General features: G+C 57.4%; 24 protein-coding genes and 1 pseudogene. 3 read left to right on the top strand and 22 right to left on the bottom strand.

The window, feature by feature from the left end:
* Positions 1-34: 34 nt before the first annotated feature.
* The 4 genes from RX717_RS06005 to RX717_RS05990 all read right to left on the bottom strand — a co-directional run bounded on the left by RX717_RS06005 (position 35) and on the right by RX717_RS05990 (position 4,773).
* The gene (locus tag RX717_RS06005) at positions 35-1,084 is read right to left on the bottom strand and encodes a C4-dicarboxylate TRAP transporter substrate-binding protein (protein ID WP_054326141.1); all 1,050 of its coding nucleotides are present in this window, start codon (positions 1,082-1,084) and stop codon (positions 35-37) included.
* Positions 1,085-1,122: 38 nt separating this feature from the next.
* Positions 1,123-2,145 (bottom strand): zinc-binding alcohol dehydrogenase family protein, encoded by a 1,023-nt coding sequence (locus RX717_RS06000; protein WP_107630700.1) that lies wholly within the window; start codon positions 2,143-2,145, stop codon positions 1,123-1,125.
* A gap of 4 nt (positions 2,146-2,149) precedes the next feature.
* Positions 2,150-3,598, bottom strand: a complete 1,449-nt coding sequence (locus RX717_RS05995) for a tagaturonate epimerase family protein (protein WP_054326140.1) — start codon at positions 3,596-3,598, stop codon at positions 2,150-2,152.
* Positions 3,599-3,879: 281 nt separating this feature from the next.
* Positions 3,880-4,773: a fumarylacetoacetate hydrolase family protein gene (locus tag RX717_RS05990; RefSeq protein ID WP_147573850.1), complete on the bottom strand. Its 894-nt coding sequence runs from the start codon at positions 4,771-4,773 to the stop codon at positions 3,880-3,882.
* Positions 4,774-4,900: 127 nt separating this feature from the next.
* Here RX717_RS05990 and RX717_RS05985 point away from each other — a divergent pair, with 127 nt between their 5' ends.
* Together RX717_RS05985 and RX717_RS05980 are read left to right on the top strand one after the other, a co-directional pair.
* Positions 4,901-5,074: a DUF6472 family protein gene (locus RX717_RS05985; protein WP_162838360.1), complete on the top strand. Its 174-nt coding sequence runs from the start codon at positions 4,901-4,903 to the stop codon at positions 5,072-5,074.
* A 25-nt stretch (positions 5,075-5,099) separates the two neighbouring features.
* Positions 5,100-5,666: a sugar O-acetyltransferase gene (locus tag RX717_RS05980; protein ID WP_054326139.1), complete on the top strand. Its 567-nt coding sequence runs from the start codon at positions 5,100-5,102 to the stop codon at positions 5,664-5,666.
* 27 nt (positions 5,667-5,693) lie between these two features.
* Here the strand turns inward: RX717_RS05980 and RX717_RS05975 are convergent, their stop codons facing one another.
* The 11 genes from RX717_RS05975 to RX717_RS05925 all read right to left on the bottom strand — a co-directional run bounded on the left by RX717_RS05975 (position 5,694) and on the right by RX717_RS05925 (position 17,951).
* Entirely contained in the window at positions 5,694-6,191 is a 498-nt protein-coding gene (locus tag RX717_RS05975) for a DUF6530 family protein (RefSeq protein ID WP_054326138.1), read from the bottom strand.
* A gap of 121 nt (positions 6,192-6,312) precedes the next feature.
* Entirely contained in the window at positions 6,313-6,888 is a 576-nt protein-coding gene (locus RX717_RS05970) for a hypothetical protein (RefSeq protein WP_107630702.1), read from the bottom strand.
* A 28-nt stretch (positions 6,889-6,916) separates the two neighbouring features.
* Positions 6,917-7,996, bottom strand: a complete 1,080-nt coding sequence (locus RX717_RS05965; RefSeq protein ID WP_107630703.1) for an alginate O-acetyltransferase AlgX-related protein — start codon at positions 7,994-7,996, stop codon at positions 6,917-6,919.
* 10 nt (positions 7,997-8,006) lie between these two features.
* Positions 8,007-9,383 (bottom strand): MBOAT family O-acyltransferase, encoded by a 1,377-nt coding sequence (locus RX717_RS05960; RefSeq protein ID WP_107630704.1) that lies wholly within the window; start codon positions 9,381-9,383, stop codon positions 8,007-8,009.
* Positions 9,384-9,404: 21 nt separating this feature from the next.
* Positions 9,405-10,337, bottom strand: a complete 933-nt coding sequence (locus tag RX717_RS05955) for a DMT family transporter (protein ID WP_107630705.1) — start codon at positions 10,335-10,337, stop codon at positions 9,405-9,407.
* A gap of 705 nt (positions 10,338-11,042) precedes the next feature.
* A complete protein-coding gene (locus tag RX717_RS05950) occupies positions 11,043-12,233 on the bottom strand; it encodes a pyridoxal phosphate-dependent aminotransferase (RefSeq protein WP_054326133.1) in 1,191 nt (396 codons plus the stop codon).
* A 66-nt stretch (positions 12,234-12,299) separates the two neighbouring features.
* On the bottom strand, positions 12,300-12,887 hold the full coding sequence (locus tag RX717_RS05945) for a sugar O-acetyltransferase (protein ID WP_054326132.1): 588 nt from the start codon (positions 12,885-12,887) through the stop codon (positions 12,300-12,302).
* A 37-nt stretch (positions 12,888-12,924) separates the two neighbouring features.
* Positions 12,925-15,132 (bottom strand): DNA gyrase/topoisomerase IV subunit A, encoded by a 2,208-nt coding sequence (locus RX717_RS05940; protein ID WP_107630707.1) that lies wholly within the window; start codon positions 15,130-15,132, stop codon positions 12,925-12,927.
* Positions 15,116-15,751 (bottom strand): hypothetical protein, encoded by a 636-nt coding sequence (locus tag RX717_RS05935; RefSeq protein ID WP_316960617.1) that lies wholly within the window; start codon positions 15,749-15,751, stop codon positions 15,116-15,118. Before RX717_RS05935 ends, RX717_RS05940 begins: the two co-directional genes overlap by 17 nt.
* A 1-nt stretch (position 15,752) precedes the next feature.
* Positions 15,753-15,932: an acyltransferase family protein gene (locus RX717_RS05930; protein WP_107630708.1), complete on the bottom strand. Its 180-nt coding sequence runs from the start codon at positions 15,930-15,932 to the stop codon at positions 15,753-15,755.
* 24 nt (positions 15,933-15,956) lie between these two features.
* Positions 15,957-17,951 (bottom strand): DNA gyrase/topoisomerase IV subunit B, encoded by a 1,995-nt coding sequence (locus RX717_RS05925; RefSeq protein WP_107630709.1) that lies wholly within the window; start codon positions 17,949-17,951, stop codon positions 15,957-15,959.
* A gap of 271 nt (positions 17,952-18,222) precedes the next feature.
* Here RX717_RS05925 and RX717_RS05920 point away from each other — a divergent pair.
* Positions 18,223-18,853: pseudogene (locus RX717_RS05920) on the top strand (CatB-related O-acetyltransferase).
* Positions 18,854-19,220: 367 nt separating this feature from the next.
* Here RX717_RS05920 and rpsU read toward each other — a convergent pair.
* The 7 genes from rpsU to RX717_RS05885 all read right to left on the bottom strand — a co-directional run bounded on the left by rpsU (position 19,221) and on the right by RX717_RS05885 (position 25,507).
* Complete coding sequence (rpsU, locus tag RX717_RS05915) at positions 19,221-19,403, bottom strand: 30S ribosomal protein S21 (RefSeq protein ID WP_031472056.1); 183 nt, start codon at positions 19,401-19,403, stop codon at positions 19,221-19,223.
* A 121-nt stretch (positions 19,404-19,524) separates the two neighbouring features.
* The gene (gene leuS, locus RX717_RS05910) at positions 19,525-21,933 is read right to left on the bottom strand and encodes a leucine--tRNA ligase (RefSeq protein ID WP_054326128.1); all 2,409 of its coding nucleotides are present in this window, start codon (positions 21,931-21,933) and stop codon (positions 19,525-19,527) included.
* A gap of 82 nt (positions 21,934-22,015) precedes the next feature.
* The gene (rsfS, locus tag RX717_RS05905; RefSeq protein WP_107630710.1) at positions 22,016-22,381 is read right to left on the bottom strand and encodes a ribosome silencing factor; all 366 of its coding nucleotides are present in this window, start codon (positions 22,379-22,381) and stop codon (positions 22,016-22,018) included.
* A 26-nt stretch (positions 22,382-22,407) separates the two neighbouring features.
* Complete coding sequence (locus RX717_RS05900; protein ID WP_316960616.1) at positions 22,408-23,967, bottom strand: LCP family protein; 1,560 nt, start codon at positions 23,965-23,967, stop codon at positions 22,408-22,410.
* A gap of 27 nt (positions 23,968-23,994) precedes the next feature.
* Positions 23,995-24,573 carry a bis(5'-nucleosyl)-tetraphosphatase (symmetrical) YqeK gene (gene yqeK, locus RX717_RS05895; RefSeq protein WP_054326125.1) on the bottom strand — a complete coding sequence of 193 codons (579 nt, stop codon included), beginning with the start codon at positions 24,571-24,573 and terminating at the stop codon, positions 23,995-23,997.
* Positions 24,574-24,617: 44 nt separating this feature from the next.
* Positions 24,618-25,211 carry a nicotinate (nicotinamide) nucleotide adenylyltransferase gene (gene nadD, locus RX717_RS05890; protein WP_107630712.1) on the bottom strand — a complete coding sequence of 198 codons (594 nt, stop codon included), beginning with the start codon at positions 25,209-25,211 and terminating at the stop codon, positions 24,618-24,620.
* Positions 25,208-25,507 (bottom strand): YhbY family RNA-binding protein, encoded by a 300-nt coding sequence (locus RX717_RS05885; RefSeq protein WP_054326123.1) that lies wholly within the window; start codon positions 25,505-25,507, stop codon positions 25,208-25,210. The genes nadD and RX717_RS05885 overlap by 4 nt, the downstream gene beginning before the upstream one ends.
* Positions 25,508-25,525: the final 18 nt, after the last annotated feature.

The raw sequence follows: 25,525 nt of genomic DNA, 5'->3' as shown, positions 1-25,525 counted from the left end.
GAAGGGGCCTAAGAATTCTTAGGCCCCGCAAAAGTTAAGCTCCCATAGCCTCCTTAACCCTGTCATACAGGCCGTCCGACCATACGGACGTAAACTTATCCAGCTGATAGAACGATTGCGCTGCCTCGCGGAACTCATCTTTATCTATCTCGATAACCTCCACACCAGCTTCCTTCAGCGCATTCAGCGCTTCTTCCTCCTGCTGGAAATACTGCTCATTGTTGTAAATGCCCGCCTCTTCTCCGCATTCGATCAGGATCTGCTGCTGCTCTGCGGTCAGGCTATTGAAGAAGTCCGTGCCGCAAATCCAGGTGGTATTGTTTTTCACATGCTCGGTCAGCGTCAGATACTTCGCGGCCTCGTAATATTTGCCTGCATAGATAACCGTGATCGGCTGTTCAAAGCCATCGATCGTACCCTGCTGCAGCGCGGTATACACATCGCCCAGCGCCATGGGAGTCGGGTTCGCACCCAGCACCTGCATGCCCTCCACCTGGATATCGTTACTCGGCACACGGATCTTCATGCCCTTCAGGTCCGCCAGAGAGCGGATCGGCTTTTTGGACAGAATGTGACGGTCGCCGTAAATCCAGTTCGAGGTAAGGATTTTTAGCCCCTGCTCCTCCAGGTCACTGCACAGATCTGCATAGAGATCGCTCTCCGTCAGCGTCCAGCACTCCTCCCAATCGCTGAACAGATATGGCCCAAAAAGGATGCCGAAATCCGGCACGCCGCGGTCGGCATAGAACGCACCATCCGCCAGGGTAATGACCGGAGCTCCGGCCAGCATCTGGTCGATCAAATCGACCTTTGCGCCAAGCTGGCTGGACGGGAACACCTCGATTTTCATGGTGCCTCCACTCTTCTCCTCTACCAGCCGCGCCCATTCGTTACACCCCAAGTCGATCGCTTCGCCCGGATTGTTCTCATAGCCCAACTGGATCACAACCTGCTCCGCCGCGCTATCGCCCGCGCCGGAAGCCGCATTTCCGGTGTTTTCCTGCGCGGAGCTGCTGCAGCCTGTCAGCATTCCCGCCGCCATCGCCGCTGCCAGACCCATTGATAGAATTCTCTTGTACCTCATTCTTACATCTCCTTTTTATTTTCTTGTGTTGCCACAAATTAAAACTGAAGCATTACCTTGAGCTTGGTGGCGGCCCCTGCCGCAAATTCGCGGAACGCGTCCGCCGCCTGTGTAAACGGATACAGGTCGGTAATCATGGGGGCGACTGCCTGCTGATTCTCGGTGACCCATGCGATCAAATCCAGGAAATCCTGCTTTTGTGCATTGCGCGAGCCGCGGATCATCAGTTCTTTTTTCTGAATGATATTAGAATCCAGGTCAAGGTGCCGTTTGGAAATACCGATCACCACAACATGCCCGCCGTGCGCGGCATGGTCCAGACAGAGCTGTAGCGTTTCAGGCATGCCGACCGCCTCGAGCGCGCCGTCAAAACCATCCCCCTGTGTGATCTGCGCCGCCTGCTCTGCAAAATGCTCCGGCGAGTCGTTCAGGAGAACGCCATCCGCGCCCATTTTTTGCGCGATCCGCAGCTTTTCCTCAGCCACATCGGTGATGTATACCCTGGCGCCTTTCTGCTTTGCCGCCAGCATGGTAAAAATGCCGATCGTTCCGGCGCCTACCACCAGCACGCGGTCATCCGGCTGTATCATCGCCTGCTGCACGCCGTGGTATCCGATCGCAAACGGTTCCACCAGTGCTGCGAGCTTGGGCTCCAGTTTCCCCACCGGATAGAGCCGCTCGACCGGCATCGTGATAAAGCGCGAATAAGCGCCGGCGCGCTGTACGCCCATCGTCTGATTATCCACACAGCAGTTCACCAGTCCCCGCCTGCAGGAATAACACGTCCCGCAGTTGAAATACGGATTTGCGGTTACGATATCGCCTGACCGCAGCCCCGCCTCATTTTCTCCGATCTCCACGACCTTCGCGGAAAACTCATGCCCTGGCACGTTTGGATATTTGGCATAGGCATAGGTTCCCCGATACGCGCCCAGATCGCTGCCGCACAGGCCGCCGTAGAGCAGCTCGAGCAGCGCTTCCCCTTCTTTCCTGACCGGCATGGGCGCCTCAACGATTTGGATTTCTCCCGGCGCGGTCATCAGAACGCTTTGATTTGTCATGGTATCACTCCCCTGTATACGGCACGGACAGATATTCCAAATGGCGTGTCATATGCTGTTCAATCAGGGCCGTGTAGCGGCCTGTTTCCTTTTTCCACAGCTGCCGAAGCAGGCTTCCAAATACCGGATGCCGCAGGATATAGCCATAGGTGATATGAATGAGCTGCCGACAATTATCCTCCTCAAACAGCTTGGGCAGCAGTTCCTCCGGAACAAGATCCACCTCCGGCAGCGCCGCAGGGTCCGCACTGACGTGATAATAGGCGCGCGCTTTTTCAAAAACCGTCAGCGCATATTTATGTATCTGGCGGTACAGCGCTGGCGCCTGCATCGCGGTCAGCTTCATCGCCTCAAGCCAACTGGTGCCGGATGTTTTGATATGGAAATTCCCCTCTGTCCAGCGCCCCACATAGGGGAAAATGGAGAATTTATCACTTCCGGAATGTACAGACAGCTTATACCCGTAGGTTTTTGCGATCGCCACATGGATCTTCAGCTCCTCTTCAAACCGCGCCAGATCCCCCATATAGTCGATTCCCTTTTGGAATTCCCCTGTGAAGCGCGGTGCGATGGTGGCAAAACGAACGCCTTTTCTCACAAGCTCATTAGCGACGAAAAAATGCTGCTGCGGTGTTGTCGGCAATATGGTTTCATCGATCGAAATCTCAAGCTCCGCCGGCGCATCCTCCTGATTAAAAAAGCGCTGCGCGGCCTGTGACGCAAAGGCAAGCGCTTCCCCGTAGATCGTTACTGCATCCCGCAGCTCCCGCTCGCTGAAGCGGATTTCATAACCGCCCTCCAGTGGAAAGGCACGGTCCAAATAGTACGCCTTTACCGCGTCATCCACGTCTCCGCGGTTTTCCTCCGGACGATGTATATGCTCGCTCAGGTCCAGGGTAATCATCGTGCAGCCGCTCCCGATCGCCGCTTCGATCTCTTCCATCGTTTTCAGATGGTCCCCGTCCGCGCCGTAGCCGCCGGTATAGCCCTCTCGGAATACATAAAACGTCACATCATCGATTACATCGCGGAAGGTGCGGCCGGTCAGCGACAGCTCCCGCATGGACTGCTGTGCCAGAACAGGCGTGGCATCATATTTTCTGACAGCCGCGATATGGCCGGGCGTCGCCAGCCCCAGCCGGTCGCCGGTGCCGAAAGTGCATTTTCGGGAAAGCACTTTCTGTGGCCCGCAGAACGGGAACAGCTCCCGTAGCACCGCGGCATTATGGGCGCTCAGTTCACATTCATAAAAAACGGTCCCTCCGGCTTCCCGCCGAAGCCCCTCGAACGGAGCCTTTTCCCCGCAGGAATACAGCTTATCACAGCCCTGCTCGTCCGCCGCCATGAACGCCGTACCGCCCGGGTATTGCCGCACGGAACGCGGGTAGACTTTATAATATTCCGCGTTGGGGTGCGCCGGTAGCTTTTCGACAAAGGTCGCTATTCGATGCATTCGCATCCGCCTCCTTTTTTGTTCTGTCTATATTGAACCGTAACCCCTGCCTTTTCACCACAGGGTATTGTCGGTATTTCTATCAATTTGTTCTTATCCGTTTCGGCTTAGCAAAATATTTTGCTTTTTTAGCAGTTTCTCCTTTGCCATAACCGCTAAAAAACTCCGCTTTTTCTATTGCCTGTCCGCATTCCACAAAATTTCCCCCGCGGTTTCCGGCGTTTGGCGCAAAGCAAAAGGGACCTTCCCGCTTTGGAAGGTCCCTTTGTATATGTCCGTTTTTATTCCACCGTATTGGTGAGCGCGCCGATGCCCTCGATCTCACAGGTGACGACGTCGCCTTTCTTCAAAAACTGCGGCGGCGTGAAGCCCATACCCACGCCGGCCGGCGTGCCGGTGGCAATGATCGTACCCGCGCGCAGCGTGATGCCGCGCGTCAGCTCAGCGATGATCTCCGCGACCGAGTGGATCAGATGGTCCGTATTGCTGTTCTGCCGCTTCTCACCGTTGACGGTCGAGGAGATCGCCAGCGCGGGCGGGAACGCCACCTCGTCTGCGGTCAGGATGCACGGCCCCATCGGTGTGAAGCCATCCAGCGACTTGCCGAAATACCACTGGTTATGCGCGGTCTGTAGGTTGCGCGCGGATACGTCGTTCACTACCGTATAGCCGAAGATATACTGTGCGGCCTCCGCCTCGCTAACGTTTTTGCAGTCCCTGCCGATGATGACGCCCAGCTCGGCCTCATAGTCCAGACTGTCCACCAATCCCTCATAGGAGGGGATTGGGTCGCCGCAGCCGGTCGCCTCATAAGTGCGCTTGCTGAAATAGACCGCTTTTTTGCGGTTGACCAGAAAAGCATCCTCATGGAACCGCGCCGATTCGACCGCGTGGTCCGCGTAATTGATGCCCAAGCACAGTACATCCTGCTCCGGATGCGGTATCGGCGCGCGCAGCCGCACGCTGTCCAGCCGCACCGCCGCCCCCTCGGTCGCCTGTTCCGCATCCGCCATGCGGGAAAGCTGCGCCGGTGTTGCGCGCCGGATCAGGTCGTTCATATCTGCAAACGACAGGCCGAACGCTTCGACCGGCCAAAGCAGCCCCGGCCAGCCGGTGCAGCCCACGCCGATGCGGTCGACGCCGTCATTGTCTTTTTGATAGGTATACAGCTTCATAGAGATTCACGCTCCCAAATAGTTTTCCTGTTCCATCATAGCATATCGTCCCCAAAATAAAAAGCACCCATTTGAACTTTTATCCCATTTATGATATTCTGTTAACAGAAAAAAGAGGTGATCTGCTATGACCGGACGCTGCGACGACTGCGCGTACAACCTGTATGACGATGAACTGGAGGAATATGTCTGTGAAGCGTATCTGGACGAGGATGAATTCTACCATGTCATGCGCGAAGGGCGCGCCTGTCCCTATTACCGTTCCGGAGACGACTACGAACTGGTACGCCACCAGAATTAGCCTATAAAAACAGGAGGAACCCCCTATGACTGAGCGGGAAAAAATGATTTCCGGCGCTTTGTATGACCCCAGCGAGGCAGCGCTTCTTGCCGCGCGGAACGCTGCCAAGGAGCAATGCGTCCAGTACAATTCCCTGCCGCCCTCTGCGGCCGACCAACGCGACGCGCTGCTGCGTGGTTTGCTCGGCTCCTGCGGCACGCACGTCCTGATCGAGCCATCCTTTTTCTGTGATTACGGCTTTCATATCCATGTGGGGGAACACTTCTATGCCAACCACAACCTTGTGATCCTGGACGCCGCGCCCGTCGTTTTTGGCGAGCATGTCTTTATCGCCCCCAACTGCGGCTTTTATACCGCGGCGCATCCTTTTGATGTTGCCCAGCGCAATGCGGAGCTTGAATATGCCAAGCCCATCCGAGTCGGCAGTAACGTCTGGATCGGAGGGAACGTCTGCGTCCTCCCCGGCGTGACGGTCGGCGATAACACGGTGATCGGCGCGGGCAGCGTCGTTAATCGAGATATCCCTGCCGGTGTGTTGGCCGTTGGCAACCCCTGCCGTCCGGTGCGCAGCCTGCAGGAAAGAGGGGAATGAAAGCCATCGCTTTCATTCCCCTCTTTTTTATTCCCGACTGCGCCGCCCATATCCCATTTCCTGCAGCAAATTGCTCAGAAGATGGAGCCGCTCCGCAAGCATTTCATCATCACGCGAAAGGGCTTCTGAGAACAGCCTGATATCCTCGTCTATCATAGGATTTTCCGTGCAGACCGAAACGGTCATCGCATCGCCCTGCACACCAATCCGATCAATCTGCGGCGCGGCTTCATCATACAGCTTGGGAAAGCGGTAGGCATCCGCAAAATAGCCGCGCGCGCGGCAGATCAGGATGGCCAGATCGAGTACGCGGTGCAACGGGAGTTCCTCGGACTGGCGCGACCATTTTTCCCCTGTATAACGCCAAACCTTGGCCGAAATATCCACACGGCCGCGGTCGTTCCACTGCGCCAGCCCAAGGGACAGCCCTTTTGCGTCGCTGTGATAGGCCGCACGCCCATCTACATTTTCATAATTCTCCACGGTAACGACCGGCTTATGCTTCAGTGTCGTTGGTATTTTCATATCGTATCCTCTTTAGTAAATCAGTAATTTAGTATCTATATTATAATCCACACGCTCCATCGTGTCAACCATTTTACAAAAGCCCCGTTCCGTGGTATCCCACGGAACGGGGCTTGCTCTTTTACTGTACCGCCTCGACGGTTTCCGAACCGTTTTCGCGGTAGGTATAGACCGTGAACCCGTCATAGGTCCAAATACCGTCTTCACCCTCACCCATGCAGCTCGGCGAATAGGTCTTGGAACTGGGCGAGCCGAGGGCGCTTTCCATTGCGGAAGCGGACGAGCCTACATAGCCCGATGCTTGCGCGGCGGTCGGTTTGGGGGGTTCGGGCGCCGGTTCCGGCTCGGGTTGCGGCGCAGGGGACGGGGTCGAGGCCGGCGGTGTGGCCGGCGTGCTTCCGCCCGAGCTTCCGCTGGCCGCCGGCGGATTAGACGTATTGCTTCCGCCGCCAGAGGAAGCGCCACCGGGCGCAGCCGGCTGCTTTTCCGGCACTTCCTCTGTCTGCGGCGCATCCGTAGAGGGCTTGTCCTCGTCCTCCTGCTGCTCCGTCTCCGGCTGGGCGTCCGGCTTCATGGTATCCACTGTCTGGTTCTCTTCCTGCTGTTCTGCGCGGCCGGTATCTTCCGCATTGCCACAGGCTGCCAAGCTGCCGCACAGGGCGAGCGCCAGAAGCATCGCTGTTATTCTCTGTTTCATGTAAGGATCCTCCTACGGTTTCTTTATTTCATTCGACGGAATCCGCTGCCTGGTTGTTCCCCAAATCGGGCGGGTATTTGAGCAGGTTGGATAAATTGCGCTCCACAATCTCCACAATCACCGTGTCGCCCGCCTGCACTTGCGTCAACGGGTACGGCATCTGCCGCGTGATGACCGCTTCGGAAAAATCCTCGGCCAGGAATGGGTGCAACGCGTTGCCAAACGAATCGCGGCACAGCAGCAGACGCCCGTTTTGTGCGTTCCCGCTCGTCGTCTGTATCAAAATATCCTCCGCTGTGCGCGGCTCATTGACATAGGAAAACGTCGTTTGATACTGCTGTTGCTCTTCCAGGGCTGTCCCCTTGGGATACAGCATATCATATAAGTCGCCGCGATGGGTGTTTGCCATGCGGTACGCCGCCTGTCCAAAGCAGGTATATGGCAGGCCAAGCGACTGCATCAAAAAATCATGCGCAAGCGCTGCGCCGCGATTGCTCCAGTGGGAATCCGTCCGCAAATACAGGACCTCCTCCTGTTTTGCAAAAAACGTAAACAAATCGGCGTACTGTACGCCGTATTCTTCCAGAAGCGGCCGGAGCCGCTCATAATTTCCCTGGGAATCGCTCACCAAATAGCGCGAAGGCATATGCGCAGGATACAGTGAATTCTTATTGGGCGCAATGGTAAACAAAAACCGCGCGCCGCGCGCCTGACAAAACGCCTGCATCTCCGCAACGGTCCGCGCGATCTGCTCAAGCTCCTGCGCGTTCAGCGTCGCATGGTTCTGGTAATCGTCCAGCGTCTGTGCATAATACAGCCAGCCGTCGCTGCCATAAATGACATCCTCCGCCGGCGAGCTGGCCAGTAGTTTAGTACGCAGCAACGCGTTCGCGGTCACCAGCTCCTGACGCAGGGCAAAGTGATCGGCCACATAATCGGTCACGTCGCCCAGAAACTCCGTGTTCCAGCTCCCATCCTCCTGTTTCAGGTGCGGCGCTGGCGCCAGCCTTTCATTCCCCGCCGCCTGGGTCGGCGGCAAAAACAGCATGCCGGCCGCTGGGAGCAGACAGAGCAGCACGAACGCCGCTGTAAAAATCCGGTATTTCATGCCAGCCTCCTTAAAAACGGAAATAGATGAACGGGTTGAACGTACCCGCCGAAAGGTCAAACATGCACAGCACCAGCAATACAATCGCCCCGACAAAGGCCGGCGCTTCCCATTTCATTTTGATACATTTTGCTGCTGGGAACGACAGGAACAGCGCCACAACCAAGGTCAACAGAAACGCCGGATCCAATAATGAGCATACAGTCGCGGTCCCAGTCCAGTTCAGTCCGGCTCCTGTAAACATGGCCGCAAGCATCGCGCCCGCCTGCCCCAATGTATCCGCGCGGAACAGAGTAAAGCCCAGCACCACGACCAGCAGGGTATACACTCGCCCGAGGAACCTGCCGCGTAGCCGGCCGACCGGCAGCGCACCGCTGTCCTCCAGCACGGAAAAGCAGCCGTGCCACAGCCCCCACAATACGAAATTCCAGCTCGCGCCATGCCACAGCCCTGTCGCGAAAAAAACGATGAAACGGTTGGCCCAAGTGCGTCCCCGCCCTTTCCGATTCCCGCCCAGCGGGATATACAGATAGTCGCGGAACCAGGTGGACAACGAGATGTGCCACCGGCGCCAGAATTCCTTGACCGTGGTAGCGGCATATGGATACTGAAAATTTTCCTGAAAGTGAAAGCCGAACATCCGGCCCATGCCAATCGCCATATCGCTGTAGCCGGAAAAATCAAAATAAATCTGCAGCGTATAACAAAGCGCGCCCATCCAGGCAGCAAGCATGCCGATCTCCCCCGCCGGCAGGGCAAACACCGCGTCCGCCATCCGTCCCATAGTGTTGGCGACCAGCAGCTTTTTGGCCAGACCGCAAATAAAACGCCGGATGCCGAGCGCGGCCTCTTCCGTCGTTGTGCGGCGCTCGTCGATCTCTTTTTCAATGTCGTGATACTTGACGATCGGACCGGCGATCAGCTGCGGAAAAAACGAAATATAGAGCAGCACCTTCACAAAGGATCGGGAGACGGCAGTCCGGTCACGATACACATCGATCACATAAGAAAGCCCCTGGAAGGTAAAAAACGAAATTCCGACCGGCAGCGCAATCCCCGTCAGCGGGAGGGACAGCCCCAGCAGGCGGTTACCGGTCCCTATCAAAAAGTCCGCGTACTTGAACACCGCCAGCATGCCGATCCCGCCGGCGGCCGCGAGCCACACGCCCAACCGCGGCCGTTTTCCCGCAGCGAGCAGGCCGCAGCCGTAATTGAGCGCAACCGACAACAGCAACAGCGGCAGATATCTCAGTTGTCCGAACGCATAGAAAATCAGGCTTGAGGCCAGCAGAAGCGCGTTTTTCGCTTTTGTGCCGCGGAACAGACGGTCAAGCAAAAATACAACGGGCAGAAAGATGAACAAAAAGACCGCCGAGCTAAAAATCATGTTGAAAATCCCTTTTTCTCTTTATTCTGCCTGCCCCGCACCCGTTTTATCCGTCCGCACATAGTTTGCGATCGCAATGCCTCCGCTGACCAGCGCCAGCGCCGTGAGATTGCGCAGTGTAAACACATCCTCCGCCAGCACAACCGCCGAAAACAGCGCGCCAAACACCGGAATCAGGAACCCGAACAGACTGACCTTGCCGATGGGGAATTTACCCAGCAAGGCGGTCCAGATCGTAAACGCGGCTGCGGACAGCACCACCATATATCCCAGCAGCAAAACGCCCGGCAGGCTGACCGTTCCCAGCCGGCCGCCGCCGGCAGCGCCGATACCGTAAAGCACCAATCCGCCGAGGAACAACTGCCAGCCGGTCAGCAGCATGGGGTCGCGGCCGGGCGTGAAAATGCGGGACACCAGCGCGCCCGCGCCCGACGAAACCGCGGACAGCAGCACCAGCCCGTCCCCCGACAGGTTAAAGCCGTTCAAGCCTCCCATGCCGAGCACCAGCACCCCCGCCAGACCACACAGGCAGCCGATTGACTTCTGCCGGTTCAGCTTATCGTTCCGCAGGAACAGATGCGCGAAAATGAGCGCAAAAAAAGTCTGCGTACCGGATAACACCGAACCTTTCAGTCCGGTCGTCATCGACAGGCCGATATAATAGCATATGTATTGGATCATGCTCTGAAACAGGCTGATCCACAGGATCGGCCGCCATTCCTCCCTGCGCGGGATGATCCTGTGCTTTTTGCACTTTGCAACCAGCAGGACCAGCAGGCCCGCCAGCGCAAACCGCCAGCCGGCAAACACAAGCTGGGAAAACGACTGACCGGCCTGGATGCCGAACAATCCATAGCCGGCCTTGATACATGGCGCCGCGCTGCCCCAGAGTGCGGTACACAATACCGCAGGCATGTATAATTGACGCACCAGCGAACCTTTTTGTTCCGTCATTTCTGTCTTTCCTCCTCATTGTCGTAAGCACAGTATAGCATTTTTTTCAAGCTCCCGCAAGCAAGGGAGTTTTATGGGACAGCTTTGCTGCTATCCTATACACAAGGAGAGGTGAGTGCTATGATTTATGCCTGTCAAACCAAGTACTGCCACTATCTGTTCTACGGCAGTCAACGGGAAGCCGCCTGCCCTGACTGCGGCAAAAAGCAAATCCGGCCGGCAACGCGCGGCGAACGCACGGAATTTTTCCGTCTCCGCACAGAGTTTCTTCCTGTCGGCAAACGCTCCGGATAGCGGCACAAAAAAGGCCTTCCGTCAACCATGCGGAAGGCCTTTTACCTGCTGTCTTTCCTTTTCATTTCCAAGCTCCCCGGCAGTCGCGCTGCCATTTTTCATTGCGATTACTTGGCAGTGCGGCGCGCTTGACGGGCAGCCGGCTTCATCCGGTTGGTATCCAGTTCCATCGTGCGGACTGCTACCAGATTGTTAAAAAAGCATTTCATCCTGCGGATCACTCCTCTCCTGTCAATATCGGCGGCCCTCTTCCGGCCTCCGCTATTATCATACAGGGAGTAGCAACAAAAAACAAGCGTCAGTTTTTATGAATATTATACAATATGCAAACAATATTTTTGTATGAACTCCACAATCTATATTCGCATTTTGCACAATGTAAATAATTCTTTATTGTAGAATTTACATAATTCATTTGCACCCATACTCTTCCGCCAGTTTTTTGAACAGCGGAAGCGCGCGGCGGATCGTCTCGGTCTGCACGCAGTAAGAGATACGCATATGCCCCGGCGCGCCGAAATCCGTCCCCGGCACAACCAGCAAATCATATTTCTTCGCCCGCTCACAGAACGCACGGTCATCCGGCTCCAGAGTCTGCGGGAACAGGTAAAACGCTCCCTGCGGCTTGACACAGCGGTAGCCCATTTCCGTAAGGCCGTTATAAAGCAGATCGCGGTTGGTTTGGTAGACCGTAATATCGCTTGTCTGGCCCGCACAGCGCGCCGCTACACGCTGGAACAGACTGGGCGCGCACACATAGCCCAGCGCGCGTCCCGCGCCGCATACAGCAGCATACAGGTCGGCGCTGTCCGCCGCCTGCGGCGGAACCAGCACATAGCCGATGCGCTCGCCCGGCAGGGAGAGCGACTTGGAGTAGGAATAGCAGACGATCGTATTCTCATAGTACTGTGGGACGAACGGCGCTTCGATCCCATCGTAAATAATCTCCCGATAGGGCTCATCCGACACCAGATAGATCGGATGTCCGTATTGCTCCTCCTTTTCAGCCAGCAGGCCGGCCAGCCGCCGAATGGTCTGCTCGGAATACACCGCGCCTGACGGATTATTGGGCGAGTTGATCACGATCGCTTTGGTACGCGCATTCAACGCCTGCGCAAGCGCGGCAAAATCGATCTGGAAATCCTGAACAGCCGGCGGGACGACCACACATTTCGCCCCAGCACCGCTTTCAATAAACATTTTATATTCCGGAAAATACGGCGCCAGCACGATAAACTCATCCCCTGGGCAAGCGATCGCCTGGAACGCGCATGACAGCGCCGCCGCCGCCCCCGCAGTCAGATACAGGCAGTCACCCGTATAGTCGGTTCCAAACCGGCGGTTCAAGTCGTCGGCCAACGTCCTGCGCACATCCGCCGCGCCCTGCGCGGAGGTATACCCATGCAAGGCGACCGGATCACCCGCCGTCTCTTCCAGAATCGCCCGGCGCACCGCGTCGGGCGCGGGTACATTTGGGTTGCCAATTGAAAAATCAAATACGTTTTCCCGCCCCACGACTGCGGCGCGGCTGTTTCCATATTCAAAAAGCTCGCGGATGGTCGAACGGTTGTTTCCCAGCGCGGCCATGCTCTGATTGATCATCAGGAAACCTCCCCTTTCTTGTGAAGTTTATTATAGCACAGTGCGAAAGCAAAACGCAAGCGTCGCTCACAGTCGAAGCGGTTCCACCCGATCCGCCTCGGTGACCGGCCGCAGCACACGGCATGGACTGCCCGCCGCAATCACGCCCGCCGGCACATCGCGCGTCACTACGCTGCCCGCGCCGATCACGCTGCCCGCGCCAATCGTCACACCACCGCAGATCGTGGCGTTCGCGCCAATCCACACGTCCGGCCCGATCGTGATGGGGCGCGAGGTGCCGATACCGGCCGCACGCTGCGCCGCGTCCACTGCATGCCCCGCGCAGGCGATGCAGACCCCGGGGGCAATAAACGCATTTTCGCCGATGTGTACGGGCGAGGTGTCTAAAATAACACAATTATAGTTGATGACGGTCAAACCGTGGGTATGGATATTAAAGCCATAATCGCAGCGGAACGACGGTTCGATAAACGTCAGCGGATGGCAGTCTCCGAACAGCTCGCGCAGCAGCGCCGCACGGCGCTCCCCCTCGTCCGGCCGAGTCTGGTTGTACTGCCAGCACAGCAGCTTGGCGCGGTCCTGCAGCGCAAGCGGCGTATCGGTATGCCGCGCGCAGTAGCCTTCGTTCGCGGTCATCACGTCTAAAATATTCATAACTCTCCCTCTGTCCGGTTTTTCGGACGATAAAGACTTACAGCTTAAGTTGCTGCTCCGGCAAATCCTCGTCGGTCAGCAGCGCGCCAATGGACGGGATGCTGCGGCAGCGGTAGCGGCCGTTGTCGGTCAGGCCCGCATCCTCCATGCGACAAGCGCGCGTAATGGTGTGCTTGCCGCGCAGCACCATCGCCTGCACGCCCTGCGTCGAGCGGCTGGTCTTGATATCCAGCATGCCCGCGCGGAACGTCAGCGCACGGTTCGCGGTGGAAAACATGGTGATTTCGGTTTCCTCGTCGACCGGATGGAAGAACGCCACTGCGGGTGACTTGCCCGAATACGCACCTGTCAGGCGGCGGCGGTTGGTCTTGGTCTCGAACGACTCGAGCGAGAAGCGCGCGGCCTTGCCGTTCTGGAAAACGACGACCATGCTGCCCTTGTAGTCGCCCGGCAACAGGGCATACACCGGTGCTTCACCGTCCTCCATGTCCAGCTTGGCGGCCAGATAATCGCCCAGCACGGAGGCCTTGCAGTCGTCAAAGTCATACAGCCGCGCCTTATACGCCTGCTGCAAATTGGTGAAGAAGATAATCTCCGCTTTGTTGGTCGCCTCGGCCTGCCAGGCCACCTCGTCGCCCTCCTTGAGCTTATGCTCCTGCGACATGCGCCAGGACTGCGGCGTGATCTTCTTGAAATACCCTTCGCGCGTCAGGAACAGTAGCACGGGGTAGTCCTCGATATGGTCCTCCGCATCGAACTCCTGCACCGCCCCTGCGGTCACAAGGCTGGTCTTCCTCTCGGATGGATATTTCTTGATAACCTGCTCCAGTTCCTTGACGATAATATTCCGGATCTTGGCATTGGAACCTACGATCTCCTCGAGCCTGGCGATTTCTTTTTCGAGCGCCTCGGTCTCCTGCGTTCGTTTGAGGATATATTCCTTGTTGATGTTGCGCAGGCGGATATCTGCAATGAACTCGGCCTGGAGCTGATCGATGCCGAAGCCGATCATCAGATTGGGAATAACCTCGGCGTCCTCCTCGGTCTCGCGGATGATCTGGATCGCCTTGTCGATGTCGAGCAGGATCCTCTGCAGGCCGTGCAGCAGGTGCAGCTTGTCCTTTTTCTTGTTCAGGTCGAAGAACACGCGGCGGCGAACGCATTCGGTACGCCAGGCCGTCCACTCGTCCAGCAGTTCGCGCACACCCAGCACGCGAGGCATGCCGCCGATCAGCACATTAAAGTTACAGGAAAAGCTGTCCATCAGCGGGGTCATTTTCATCAGCCGCACCATCAGTTTGTCCGGATCGGCGCCGCGCTTGAGGTCAATGGCGATCTTTAAGCCGGAAAGGTCGGTCTCATCGCGCACGTCCGCAATCTCGCGCACCTTGCCGGACTTGACCAGCTCGGCAATCTTGTCGATAATCGCCTCAATGGTCGTCGTATAGGGGATCTCGGTGATCTCGATCAGGTTCTCCTTTTTGTTATGCGCCCACCTGGCGCGCACCTTGAACGAGCCGCGGCCGGTCTCGTAAATCGCACGCATCTCGGCTTCATCGTAAATCAGTTCGCCGCCGGTCGAAAAATCGGGAGCGGGCAGGGTGGAGAGCAGGTCGTGCGCGGGATCCTTGATATACGCGATCGTGGTGCGGCACACCTCGCCCAAGTTAAAACCGCAGAAATTCGAAGCCATACCGACCGCGATGCCCGTATTGGCCGATACCAGGATATTGGGGAAGGTGGTCGGCAGCAGCGTCGGCTCCTGCATCGTGCCGTCATAGTTGTCCATGAAATCGACCGCGTCCGTATCAATATCGCGGAACAGCTCAGCGCAGAACGCATCCAGCTTAGCCTCGGTATAACGCGGCGCGGCGTAGGCCATATCGCGCGAATACACCTTGCCGAAGTTGCCCTTGCTGTCCACGAACGGGGTCAGCAGCGCCTCGTTGCCGCGCGTCAGGCGCACCATGGTCTCGTAGATCGCCGCATCGCCGTGCGGGTTGAGCTTCATGGTCGAGCCGACGATATTGGCCGACTTGGTACGGTTGCCGTTCAGCAGCCCCATCTTGTACATGGTGTACAGCAGCTTGCGGTGCGAGGGCTTGAAGCCGTCGATTTCCGGTATCGCTCGCGAGACGATAACACTCATTGCGTACGGCATGTAGTTTTCGCGCAGCGTGTCCGTGATGCGCTGGTCCACCGAGGGATGCTCCTTATATTGTTTTATCTCAGGTTTTTTCGCCATTCTGGCCCTCCGTTTGTTTCGTATTTTTACACGGCGCGCCGCCCAGCAGACTACCGTGCGGCAGAATGGCCAGCACGGATGCAATCAGCAGCCCGCCGGCGAACACCAGCAGCCAAAGCTGCCCAAACCGCAGGTACATCACCTTTGGCCGACGCGTCGTCCATTCTATCCACAGGCGCAGTACCAGCAGATGCGACAGATAAAGTCCAAAGGATAACCGGCTAACTGCGCGGGCGTGCCGCGGAACATCCCGCGGCAGGCTGCACAGCGCCCACAGCAGCAGAAAAGAGGTAAAGGCATATGCCGTAATATCCGGCCGGAGCGAAAGCGCACGCACAACGGGCTGCAGCTTTGCCGTCCCCAGTACGGCGGCAGCGCTCGCCGTCCCAGCCATACACAAAGGGAAAGCCGCGGCATCCCCCTCTCCACCTGCCGCCGGAACAGCGCCCCGCCCACATAGAACACCGTCCACGGGAGGAATCATACTGTCGGCGAGATAGGAAACGCCGGCAGCCGCTTCAAGCAGCAGATAAGCCGCCGACCAGACGGGGTACGCGGGCAGAACCCGCTTCAGCCGTTTCCAAGCCGAGTGTGCCCTTCCCCGTATACACTCGCCCACCTTACGCGTACACTTTTGCATATTCGAGGCCGGAAAGCATCAGAAAAAGCGGCACGGAAAACCGCGCAAGCTGATTGCAGCAAACCTCCGGCCATCCGGCCGCCCCCGCCGTTGTATGGAGCATTACAACAGCCATGGCCGCGGCCGCGCGCAGCCCATCCATCTGCGGAAAACGTCCCATCACTCCCCCCCTGCTCCCCTTTTGTTACGAAATATCCGCCAGCTCCAAATACTGCGCCCCGTTCTCCGCGATATACTCCTTGCGGCCAGACAGGTTATCGCCCAGCAGCAGGTCGAACATCTCGCTGGTCGCCTGTGCTTCGTCCGGCGTAATGCGGATCAGGCGGCGGGTCTCGGGATTCATGGTGGTCTCCCACATCATGTCGGCCTCGTTCTCGCCCAGACCCTTGGAGCGCTGGATAAGCACCTTTTTGCCCTCCAGTTTTTTTAGGATCGCGGCCTTTTCGCTCTCGTCGAACGCGAAATAGCTCTTGTCCCTGTGCGTAATCTCATACAGCGGGGACTCCGCAATATATACATACCCCTGCTCGATCAGCGTCGGCACCAGCCGGTACAGCATGGTCAGGATCAGCGTGCGGATCTGGAAGCCGTCCACATCCGCATCCGTGCAGATGATGATGCGCCGCCAGCGCAGCGCGTCCAGATCGAACGCGGACAGGTCGCGGCTGGCCTTGCCGCGCACCTCCACGCCGCAGCCGAGTACCTTCAAAAGGTCAGTGATGATATCGTTTTTGAAGATCTTGTCGTAATCCGCCTTCAGGCAGTTTAAGATTTTGCCGCGCACGGGCATGATGGCCTGGAACTCACTGTCCCGCCCCTGCTTGACCGAACCGAGCGCAGAGTCGCCCTCCACGATGTACAGCTCGCGGCGCGTCACGTCCTTGGTGCGGCAGTCCACGAATTTCTGCACGCGGTTAGCGAGATCGATATTGCCGGACAGCTTCTTTTTAATGTTCAGGCGCGCCTTTTCCGCCTGCTCACGGCTGCGCTTGTTAATCAGAATCTGCTCGGCGATCTTGTCCGCCTCGGCCTTGTTCTCGATGAAGTAGATTTCCAGCCCCTGCTTGAGGAAATCGGTCATCGCCTCCTGGATGAACTTGTTGGTAATGGCCTTTTTGGTCTGGTTCTCGTACGAGGTCTGGGTGGAAAAGCAGTTGGTCACCAGCACCAGGCTGTCCATCACGTCCTGGAACGTGACCTTGCTTTCGGATTTGTTATATTTGCCGTTCTGCTTAAGGTAGGCATCGATTGCGGAGACAAACGCCGAGCGCACCGCCTTATCCGGCGCGCCGCCGTGCTCCAGCCAGGACGAGTTGTGGTAATACTCGATCTGCGACACCGCGGACGAGAAGCAGAACGCACACGACAGCTTGACCTTGTATTCCGGTTTGTCCGCGCGGTCACGGCCGCGGCGCTCGCTTTCTAGGAACTGCACTGAGGTCAGCGGGTTCTCGCCCGCAAGCTCGGTCACATAATCCACAATGCCGTTCTGGTACAAAAACTCGGTGGTTTCGAACTTGCCGCCGGACTGGTTTTTCAGCACAAATTTCACATGGCTGTTGACCACCGCCTGCCGCTTGAGCGTATCCAGATAATACTCCACCGGAATGTTGATATCCGTGAACACCTCGAGGTCGGGCTTCCAGCGGATGGTGGTGCCAGTCTTTTTGCTGGTCGTGGGCGATTTGACAAAGCCCTCTCTGGTGCCGGTTTTGTTTTCGCCCTTTTCAAAATGCAGGGTGTACTCGAACCCGTCGCGGACGACCGTCACATCCATATATTCCGAAGAGTACTGGGTCGCGCAGGTACCCAGGCCGTTAAGGCCGAGCGAAAACTCGTAGTTCTCCCCAGTGTCGTTCTTGTATTTGCCGCCCGCGTACAGCTCGCAGAACACCAGCTCCCAGTTATACCGTTGCTCGCTTTCATTCCACTCCACTGGAATGCCGCGGCCGTGGTCCGCGACCTCGATCGAGCCATCCGCGTATCGGGTGGTGACGATCTCGCTGCCATAGCCCTCGCGCGCTTCGTCAATCGAGTTGGAGAGGATCTCGAACACCGCGTGCTCACAGCCCTCCAGACCATCCGACCCGAAAATCACGCCTGGGCGCTTACGGACGCGGTCCGCGCCCTTGAGCGAGGAAATGCTTTCATTACCGTAAGACGGTTTTGCTTTGCTCATATACGTTCCTAACTCCTGTATTAAGGCTCATTAAATTCCATAACTAATATAGTATACGCTGTTTTCAGGATTTTTTCAATCACTTTTCTGCATCTACCCATGCACACCGCCTGCATCAGACACAAAATCCGTCTGTTTCGACAACCCGCCTGCGAATCATATACCTGCACTGTCTTGTTTTTTCGAAAGCAGCGGCCATCTCCTATCAGACTGCGCGGGAATGCCCTGTCCGGAATAGTCTGCTCAATCGCATTTAACAGGAGGATATTTTGTGACTATTCCGGAACCCCGCATTTATCCCCGCACGGGTGACAATCAAATAGTCTATCTAAAAAACGTCTCCACCCGCCCTGGCATTATAGCCGGCGACTATACCATATATAACGATTTTGTAAACGACCCCCGCCTGTTCAGGCGGAACAACGTGCTGTACCAGTATCCCATCAACCACGACCGTTTGATAATCGGCAAATACTACTCCATTGCCTGCGGAACCCGTTTTCTGCTCGCCAGCACCAACCATACGCGCTCACTCGCAGCCTATCCCTTCCCGCTGTTTTTTGAGGAATGGGGTCTGGACAAGTCCAATGTAGCCGATGCTTGGTACAACCGGGGGTGGTATCATTGTCGGAAACGACGTGTGGATTGGCTATGAGACGGTACTCCTCTCTGGCGTTATGATTGGAGACGGCGCGGTAATCGGTACACGCGCTGTAGTCACAAGGGATGTGCCGCCGTATTCCATTGTCGGAGGCGTCCCCGCCAGGGTCATTCGACAAAGGTTCGATGACGGCACGGTGTCTGCCCTGTTTTCGCTCCGTTGGTGGGACTGGCCGCGCGATTGCATAGCACGCAATATCGCTGCTATACAGTCTGGGCGGCTTGAACCGCCGCTATCATAAGCACACACCAAAAACGCGCTTTGCCTCTGCAAAGCGCGTTTTTATAATAATGGGCGGTACCGCCTCTTGTTTGTGGACTGTCCGGGAGCCTGCGCGGTATTCCGTCCCACAGGGCCGAACAGATTTTTATTATCTTCCCATGAAGAAGTATATGTCAAAAGGGGGGTCCCTTGCTCTGATAATAGAATACCCGATCGATATGTCTAAAGTTTGTAGAATCTTTGAAAGAACTGTAAACTTCGCCCATCGGCTACAGACAGAAAGATGCCGCAGGAGGTTATACCTCCTGCGGCATCTTTCTGCGAACGTCCCTCAGCCGAAGCCCTCAGGAACGTTTTGTTCGATCGAAAACGCGCTTTAACCGATCTTATCTGAACTTTTTCTTCTTCGCGCGCGCGGCCTCAGACTTCTTGCGGCGCTTGACGCTCGGGCTTTCATAATGCTCACGCTTGCGGAGCTCGGAAAGCGTACCCGCTTTGGCGCACGAACGCTTAAAACGGCGCAGCGCGCTGTCAATAGACTCGTTTTCCTTAATGCGGATCTCCGACACAGTTTTCCCTCCCTCCGCGCGTCCCCCTATGGAGGGACACTTTGCACGGTCTCCTGCGCCAGAGCACAAAAAACCGTAAGAATATTATATCTGTTTTTACCGTCCGTGTCAACAGCAAAGTTCAGCGGACAACCAGATTGACGATTTTACCCGGCACGACGATCTGCTTGACCATCTGCTTACCCTCGACCGCGTGCTGCACCTTTTCCTCGGCCAGCGCGGCGTCGATCGCCGCCTGCTTGTCGCAGTCGACCGGCAGTTTGATGGTACACTTGAGCTTGCCGTTGACCTGCACCGCCATCTCGACCGTGTCCTCGACCGTCTTGGCCTCGTCGTACTGCGGCCACGGCGCAATGGAGAGCAGGCCCTTTCCGCCCATCTGCTGCCACAATTCCTCGGTGATATGCGGCGCAAAGGGGTTGAGCAGGGTCAGGAACGTCATATACTCCGCCTTATTGACGCCTTTGTCGTAGAATTCGTTGAGCATGGTCATCAGCGCCGCGATCGCGGTATTGGCCTTGAGGTTGTCCGCGTCGTCACCGACCTTGTTGATCGTGCGGTGCATGAGTACCTCGTGCTGCTTGGAGTAGGCATCGCCCTCCTGCACCTTTTCCACCAGCGCCCATACGCGCTCGAGGAAACGGCGGCAGCCCTTGATCGACTTAGGGCTCCACGGCGCGGCCTTCTCAAAGTCGCCGATAAACATTTCGTACAGGCGCATGGTGTCCGCGCCGTAGGTCTCTACAATTTCGTCCGGATTAACGACGTTGCCGCGGCTCTTGGACATCTTCTCGCCGTTTTCGCCCAGGATCATGCCATGGCTGGTACGCTTGGCATATGGCTCCTTGGTTGGCACCACACCGATGTCATAGAGGAACTTGTGCCAGAAGCGGCTGTACAACAGGTGGAGCGTGGTGTGCTCCATGCCGCCGTTGTACCAGTCCACTGGGGACCAGTATTCGAGCGCTTCCTTAGACGCGAGCGCCTTGTCGTTGTGCGGGTCCATATAGCGCAGGAAGTACCAGGACGAACCCGCCCACTGGGGCATGGTGTCGGTCTCGCGCTTAGCGGGGCCGCCGCAGCACGGGCAGGTGGTGTTGACCCAGTCGGTCATGTGCGCGAGCGGGGACTCGCCGTTGTCGGTCGGCTCGTAGGTGTGTACGTTGGGCAGCTCAAGCGGCAGCTGCTCCTCCGGGATCGCCACCCATCCGCACTTGTCACAGTGTACCAGCGGGATAGGCTCGCCCCAGTAGCGCTGGCGGGAGAACACCCAGTCGCGCAGCTTATACTGCACCTTGGCGCGGCCAATACCCTTTTCCTCCAGCCAAGCGATCATCGCCGGAATGGCGTCCTTGACCGTCTTTCCGTTGAGGAACTCCGAATTGACCAGGATACCGGTTTCGTCCTTGGCGGTAAAAGCAGCCTTCTGCACATTCTCGCCGCCGGAAACCACCTCGATGATCTCACAGCCGAACTTTTTGGCAAATTCCCAGTCGCGGTCGTCATGCGCCGGCACAGCCATGATCGCGCCCGTGCCGTAGCCCATCAGAACGTAATCCGACACGAAGATCGGGATCTCGCGGCCATTCACCGGATTGACCGCCGCCACGCCGTCGAGCTTAACGCCGGTCTTGTCCTTGTTCAGCTCGGTTCGCTCGAAGTCCGACTTGCGGGCAGCCTCCTCGCGGTAGGCATGGATCTCGTCGATATTGGCCAGCTTGCCCGCCCACTTTTCGACCGCTGGATGCTCGGGCGAGATAACCATATAGGTCGCTCCGAACAGGGTGTCCGGACGGGTGGTGTAAACGGTCAGCGTATCACCCTCGGTGGTCTTGAAATCGACCTCCGCGCCGGTCGAACGGCCGATCCAGTTTTTCTGCTGCACCTTGACGCGATCGATGAAGTCCACGTCGTCCAAATCGTCGATCAGGCGCTGCGCATACTTGGTGATGGCAAGCATCCACTGGCTCTTGGTCTTGTGGACGACCTCGCTACCGCAGCGCTCGCACACGCCGTTGACGACCTCCTCGTTTGCCAGCACGCACTTGCAGGAGGTACACCAGTTGACGCTCATTTCCTTCTTGTACGCTAGGCCCTTCTTGAAAAGCTGCAGAAAGATCCACTGGGTCCACTTGTAGTAATTCGGGTCGGTGGTATTAATCTCGCGCGACCAGTCGAACGACAAGCCGAGCGCCCTGAGCTGTCCCTTAAAGCGGGCGATGTTGTTTTTGGTCACCTCAGCCGGATGAACGTGGTTTTTGATCGCGTAATTCTCGGTCGGCAGGCCGAACGCATCCCATCCCATCGGGTAAAGGACGTTGTATCCCTGCATGCGCTTTTTGCGCGCGACGATATCCAGCGCGGTATAGGAACGCGGATGGCCTACATGCAGCCCCTGTCCCGACGGGTACGGAAACTCGACGAGCGCGTAAAACTTCTCCTTGTCGCTGCCGTTCTCAGCCTCGAAGCAGTGCGCCTCGTCCCAGATGTCCTGCCACTTTTTTTCGACTTGTTTATGATCGTACTTCAACGGATTCTCCCCCTAAAGTGAATGGTTTATTTTAGACGCGGCAACGCGGCGGACACCGTTCTTCACCCGCCGCATCCCGTTTTTACTTTTCTTCCACGCCAAGGTCGCCCAGCGGCACCGGCGTTCCGTCCTTCCACAGGTTCTCCAGATTATAGAACTTGCGCGCCTCCGGCATAAACACATGCAGGACCACGCAGCCGTAATCCAGCAGCATCCACTGCGCGGATTCATAGCCTTCCGTATGGTGGGCCAGGGTCTCGTGGTCGTATTTCAGGTGCCACTCCACGTTGTCCGCCAAGGCCTTGACCTGTGTGGTAGAGCTTGCCGAGCAAATGACAAAGTACTCGGTCAGCTCGGTCAGGCGCTCGACCTGGAGCACCTGGATATCCTGCCCTTTTTTCTCGATCAGGGCTTCGCAGATCGCCTTTACCGTCTGTTGTGCAGTCAATTTGCAAACTCCTTTTTCTCAATAAATTATGCCTCAGGATCGCCTGGCAGAGGCGTCGTTTCGCCGCCCGAGGATTCTCCCCCGCCGGAGGAGCCGCCCGGGTCGGTCGTACCGCCGCCGCTTGCACCGCCGCTCGGGCTAGTCGTCGTACCGTCGCCGGTACCGCCGTTCGGATCAGTGGTTGTGCCGCCGCTTCCGTCACCGGAGCCGCCAGTGTTCGGGTCAGTCGTTGTGCCGCCGGTATCCGGTCCCGTGGTCGTGCCGCCGCCGGCGTCGCTGTTGTCTCCCTCCGTGCCGCCGACCTCAGGATCGGCCGACACATCGCCGCCGGAGGCATCGTCGCTTGGCTCATCGCTGGAGGCGGTGTCGCCCCAGACGTAATTTTCATACGGATCCGTATCGTCATAGCCGCCGCCCGAATAGCTTTCCGGACCGCTTACCATGTCGAGCGCCGTGATATCCTCTTCATATGGGTTGAAATACTGGTTGACCAGATCGAGCGTCTCCTGATAATACGGGAAAAAGAACGAATACGCGGTCGAGCTTCCCGCCGTACTCATCTGCCCATAGCCGGGCAGGGTGAAGAACTGGATGCTGTCGTTTTTGATCTTGAGCGCCTGCATGCCCATCCAGAGCAGGTTGCCCGCGGTCAGGTCAGTTTTGACGTTCTGGAACACCGCATCCGCGATACTCGGAATCTTGGTGATATTTTTCAGCTGGAAGACCTGGTTGGCCAGCTCCTTGAGGAATTTCTGCTGGTTTTCCACACGGCCCTCGTCGCCGTTGGGGTATTGTACGGAGTAGTCGTTATTATGGCGCCAGCGCAGGAACTGCACGACCTGATCACCGTTCAGCGTCTGGTTGCCCGCATACAGGTCAATGTGGAGGTCTTGCGAGGGGTCGTCGTACTCCATGCGGAACGGCACCTCATACTCAACGCCGCCGATCGCGTCCACAATAGCCGCGATGCCGTCAAAGTTGACGATCACATAATAGTCCGGCCGGAAGCCCAGCAGCCGTTCGATCTCTTTCTTGGTCTGCTCGATGCCGCCGATGGCATAGGCCGCGTTGATCTTGCGGCTCGCGCCTGTGGCACTGTTGTTGCACATGGTGTCGCGCGGGATATTCATGACGTTAATTGTCTTTTTATTGGTATCCATGGTGACGACCATGAGCGCGTCGGTCCGTGTTTCGTCCTCGTCCACCGCGCCGACCACAAAAGTGACCACATCGTCAATGCGCGTGCCCGAATTGAGCAGGCTGTTGACGTCGATCTTATCGCCGTTCTCCTTGTCCTTGATCGTAGGGTCATTGCCCTTCGGCGGACGGACAAGGATCGCTGCGGCCGCGGCCACGCTGGCCAGCAGCGCAAGCACCACCGCCACCGTGACGATGACCCGCTTCCGCTTCTGCCCTTTGGTGAGCGGCTTTTTTGTCCTGCCGCCTTTTTTGCCCGTCGGTTTGGGCGCGGTTTTGGCGGCCTGCGGCTTTTCGTCCGCGATAGGCGCCGCATACTGCGCCGTCTTTTTCTTTTTCGCGCGGCTGGGTTTACCGCTGTGGCCGCCGCTTCCTCCAAAAAGTTTCAAACGATTCCTGCCTCCAGTTTACTCCTGTCACTCCCGCCAGCGGATACCATGGTAGATCATATCGTTGTAGGCGCCGATGGTATCGCTGTGGATCAGCTTGCCCCGCGCGATCAGCTCGGTCAGCGTTTGGTCGTAGCAGTAAAGCAGCGCGCGGTCCAGGCTGAGCCTGGCAAGCTCCCTTGCTTTTTCGACCCCGGGAAAATCGCGGGTTTCCTCAATGTAATCCGCCAGATAAAGAATTTTATCCAGCAGCGTCATGCCGTGTTTTCCGGTGGTGTGGCAGGCGATGGCCTCGCACACATCCTCCGGCGCGCCGTATTCCACGCGCGCGATCGCCGCAGCGGTTTTCCCGTGCAGCATTTTCGGCTCGCTTTTTTCGACGTTACAGGGTATTATACCGTATTTCGCACATAAATTCAACTGTTCTTGCGGAGAAAGATGTTTTGTTATGTCATGCAGTATGGCTGCGAAACCCGCTTTTTCCACGTCCCCGCCGAAGCGCTCCGCCAGCAGCCTGGCCGCCCGCTCGCAGCCGAGCGTATGCTCATACCGGTATCCGTGCAGCCTCGACAGGATCCCCTTCCGCATTTCGTCGTTACACAACATAACTTTTACCCGCCTTTCTTTTTTATATCGATTTTTCTATCTTGTCAATACCCATACAGGTGATTTCGCTCGATATAATCCGCGACTGCGGGCGGGGTATAGCGGCGCAGCGCGCCGCCCTGCCGCAGTTCGGTCGAAGAGATGGTCAGGCTTTCCCCTCGGACCATCTCGATTTTGGCGTTCATGGTTTGGCGCAGGCGCGCCGCCTTGTCGGCCAGCGCGTCCCAGTCGTCCCCGTCCCGCGCGCACACGGCAAGCGTGGACAGGCGTACGATCTCCTCCGGCGCGCGCCAGATCCGGTCGAACGACAGCAGCATATCCGTGCCGACAATCAAGTAAAGCGCACGCTCGCCCCGCGCATGCAGCGCGCGCAGCGTATCGACCGTATAGCTCGCGCCTCCGCGCGCCACCTCCAGCGTGTCCAACCGTGCCCAAGGGGTATCCGCCAGCAGCAGGCGCACCATTTCACAGCGGTCGGCCACGGTCGCGGTGTCCTCCGGCAGCGCTTTGTGCGGCGGGATATTGGTCGGGATGAACAGCACCTTATCCAGCCCCAGCGCTTCCCTGGCAAGGCGCGCGGCGTGCAGATGCCCCAGGTGCGGCGGGTTGAACGTCCCGCCGAGTATGCCCGTTCTCATTTGACCAACACGATCTTCCGCTTATCCTTGTCCCGCGCCTGGCGGTAGAGGATAAATTTCGAGCCGATGCACTGCACCGGTTCGGCGCCGGCCGCCTCGCACAGCGCTTCGGACACCGTGCGCGGGGTGAGCATGGCGCTTTCCAGCACCTTACCCTTGACCAGCTCGTGCGCTTCGAGCAGTTGGTCGAGCTGGCGCTCGACCGCATCGGTCACACCCTCCTTACCGATGATTAACGTATCGGCAAGCGGATTGGCAAGCGCGCGCAGCTGTGCGCGCTGTTTGGTAGTCAGCATAGATGATTCTCCTGTCTT

It is taken from the genome of Intestinibacillus sp. NTUH-41-i26, assembly GCF_032769475.1.
Lineage (GTDB): Bacteria > Bacillota > Clostridia > Oscillospirales > Butyricicoccaceae > Agathobaculum > Agathobaculum ammoniilyticum.
Note: the sequence above shows the minus strand (reverse complement) of the source record. Positions and strands in the feature narration are given on the sequence as shown.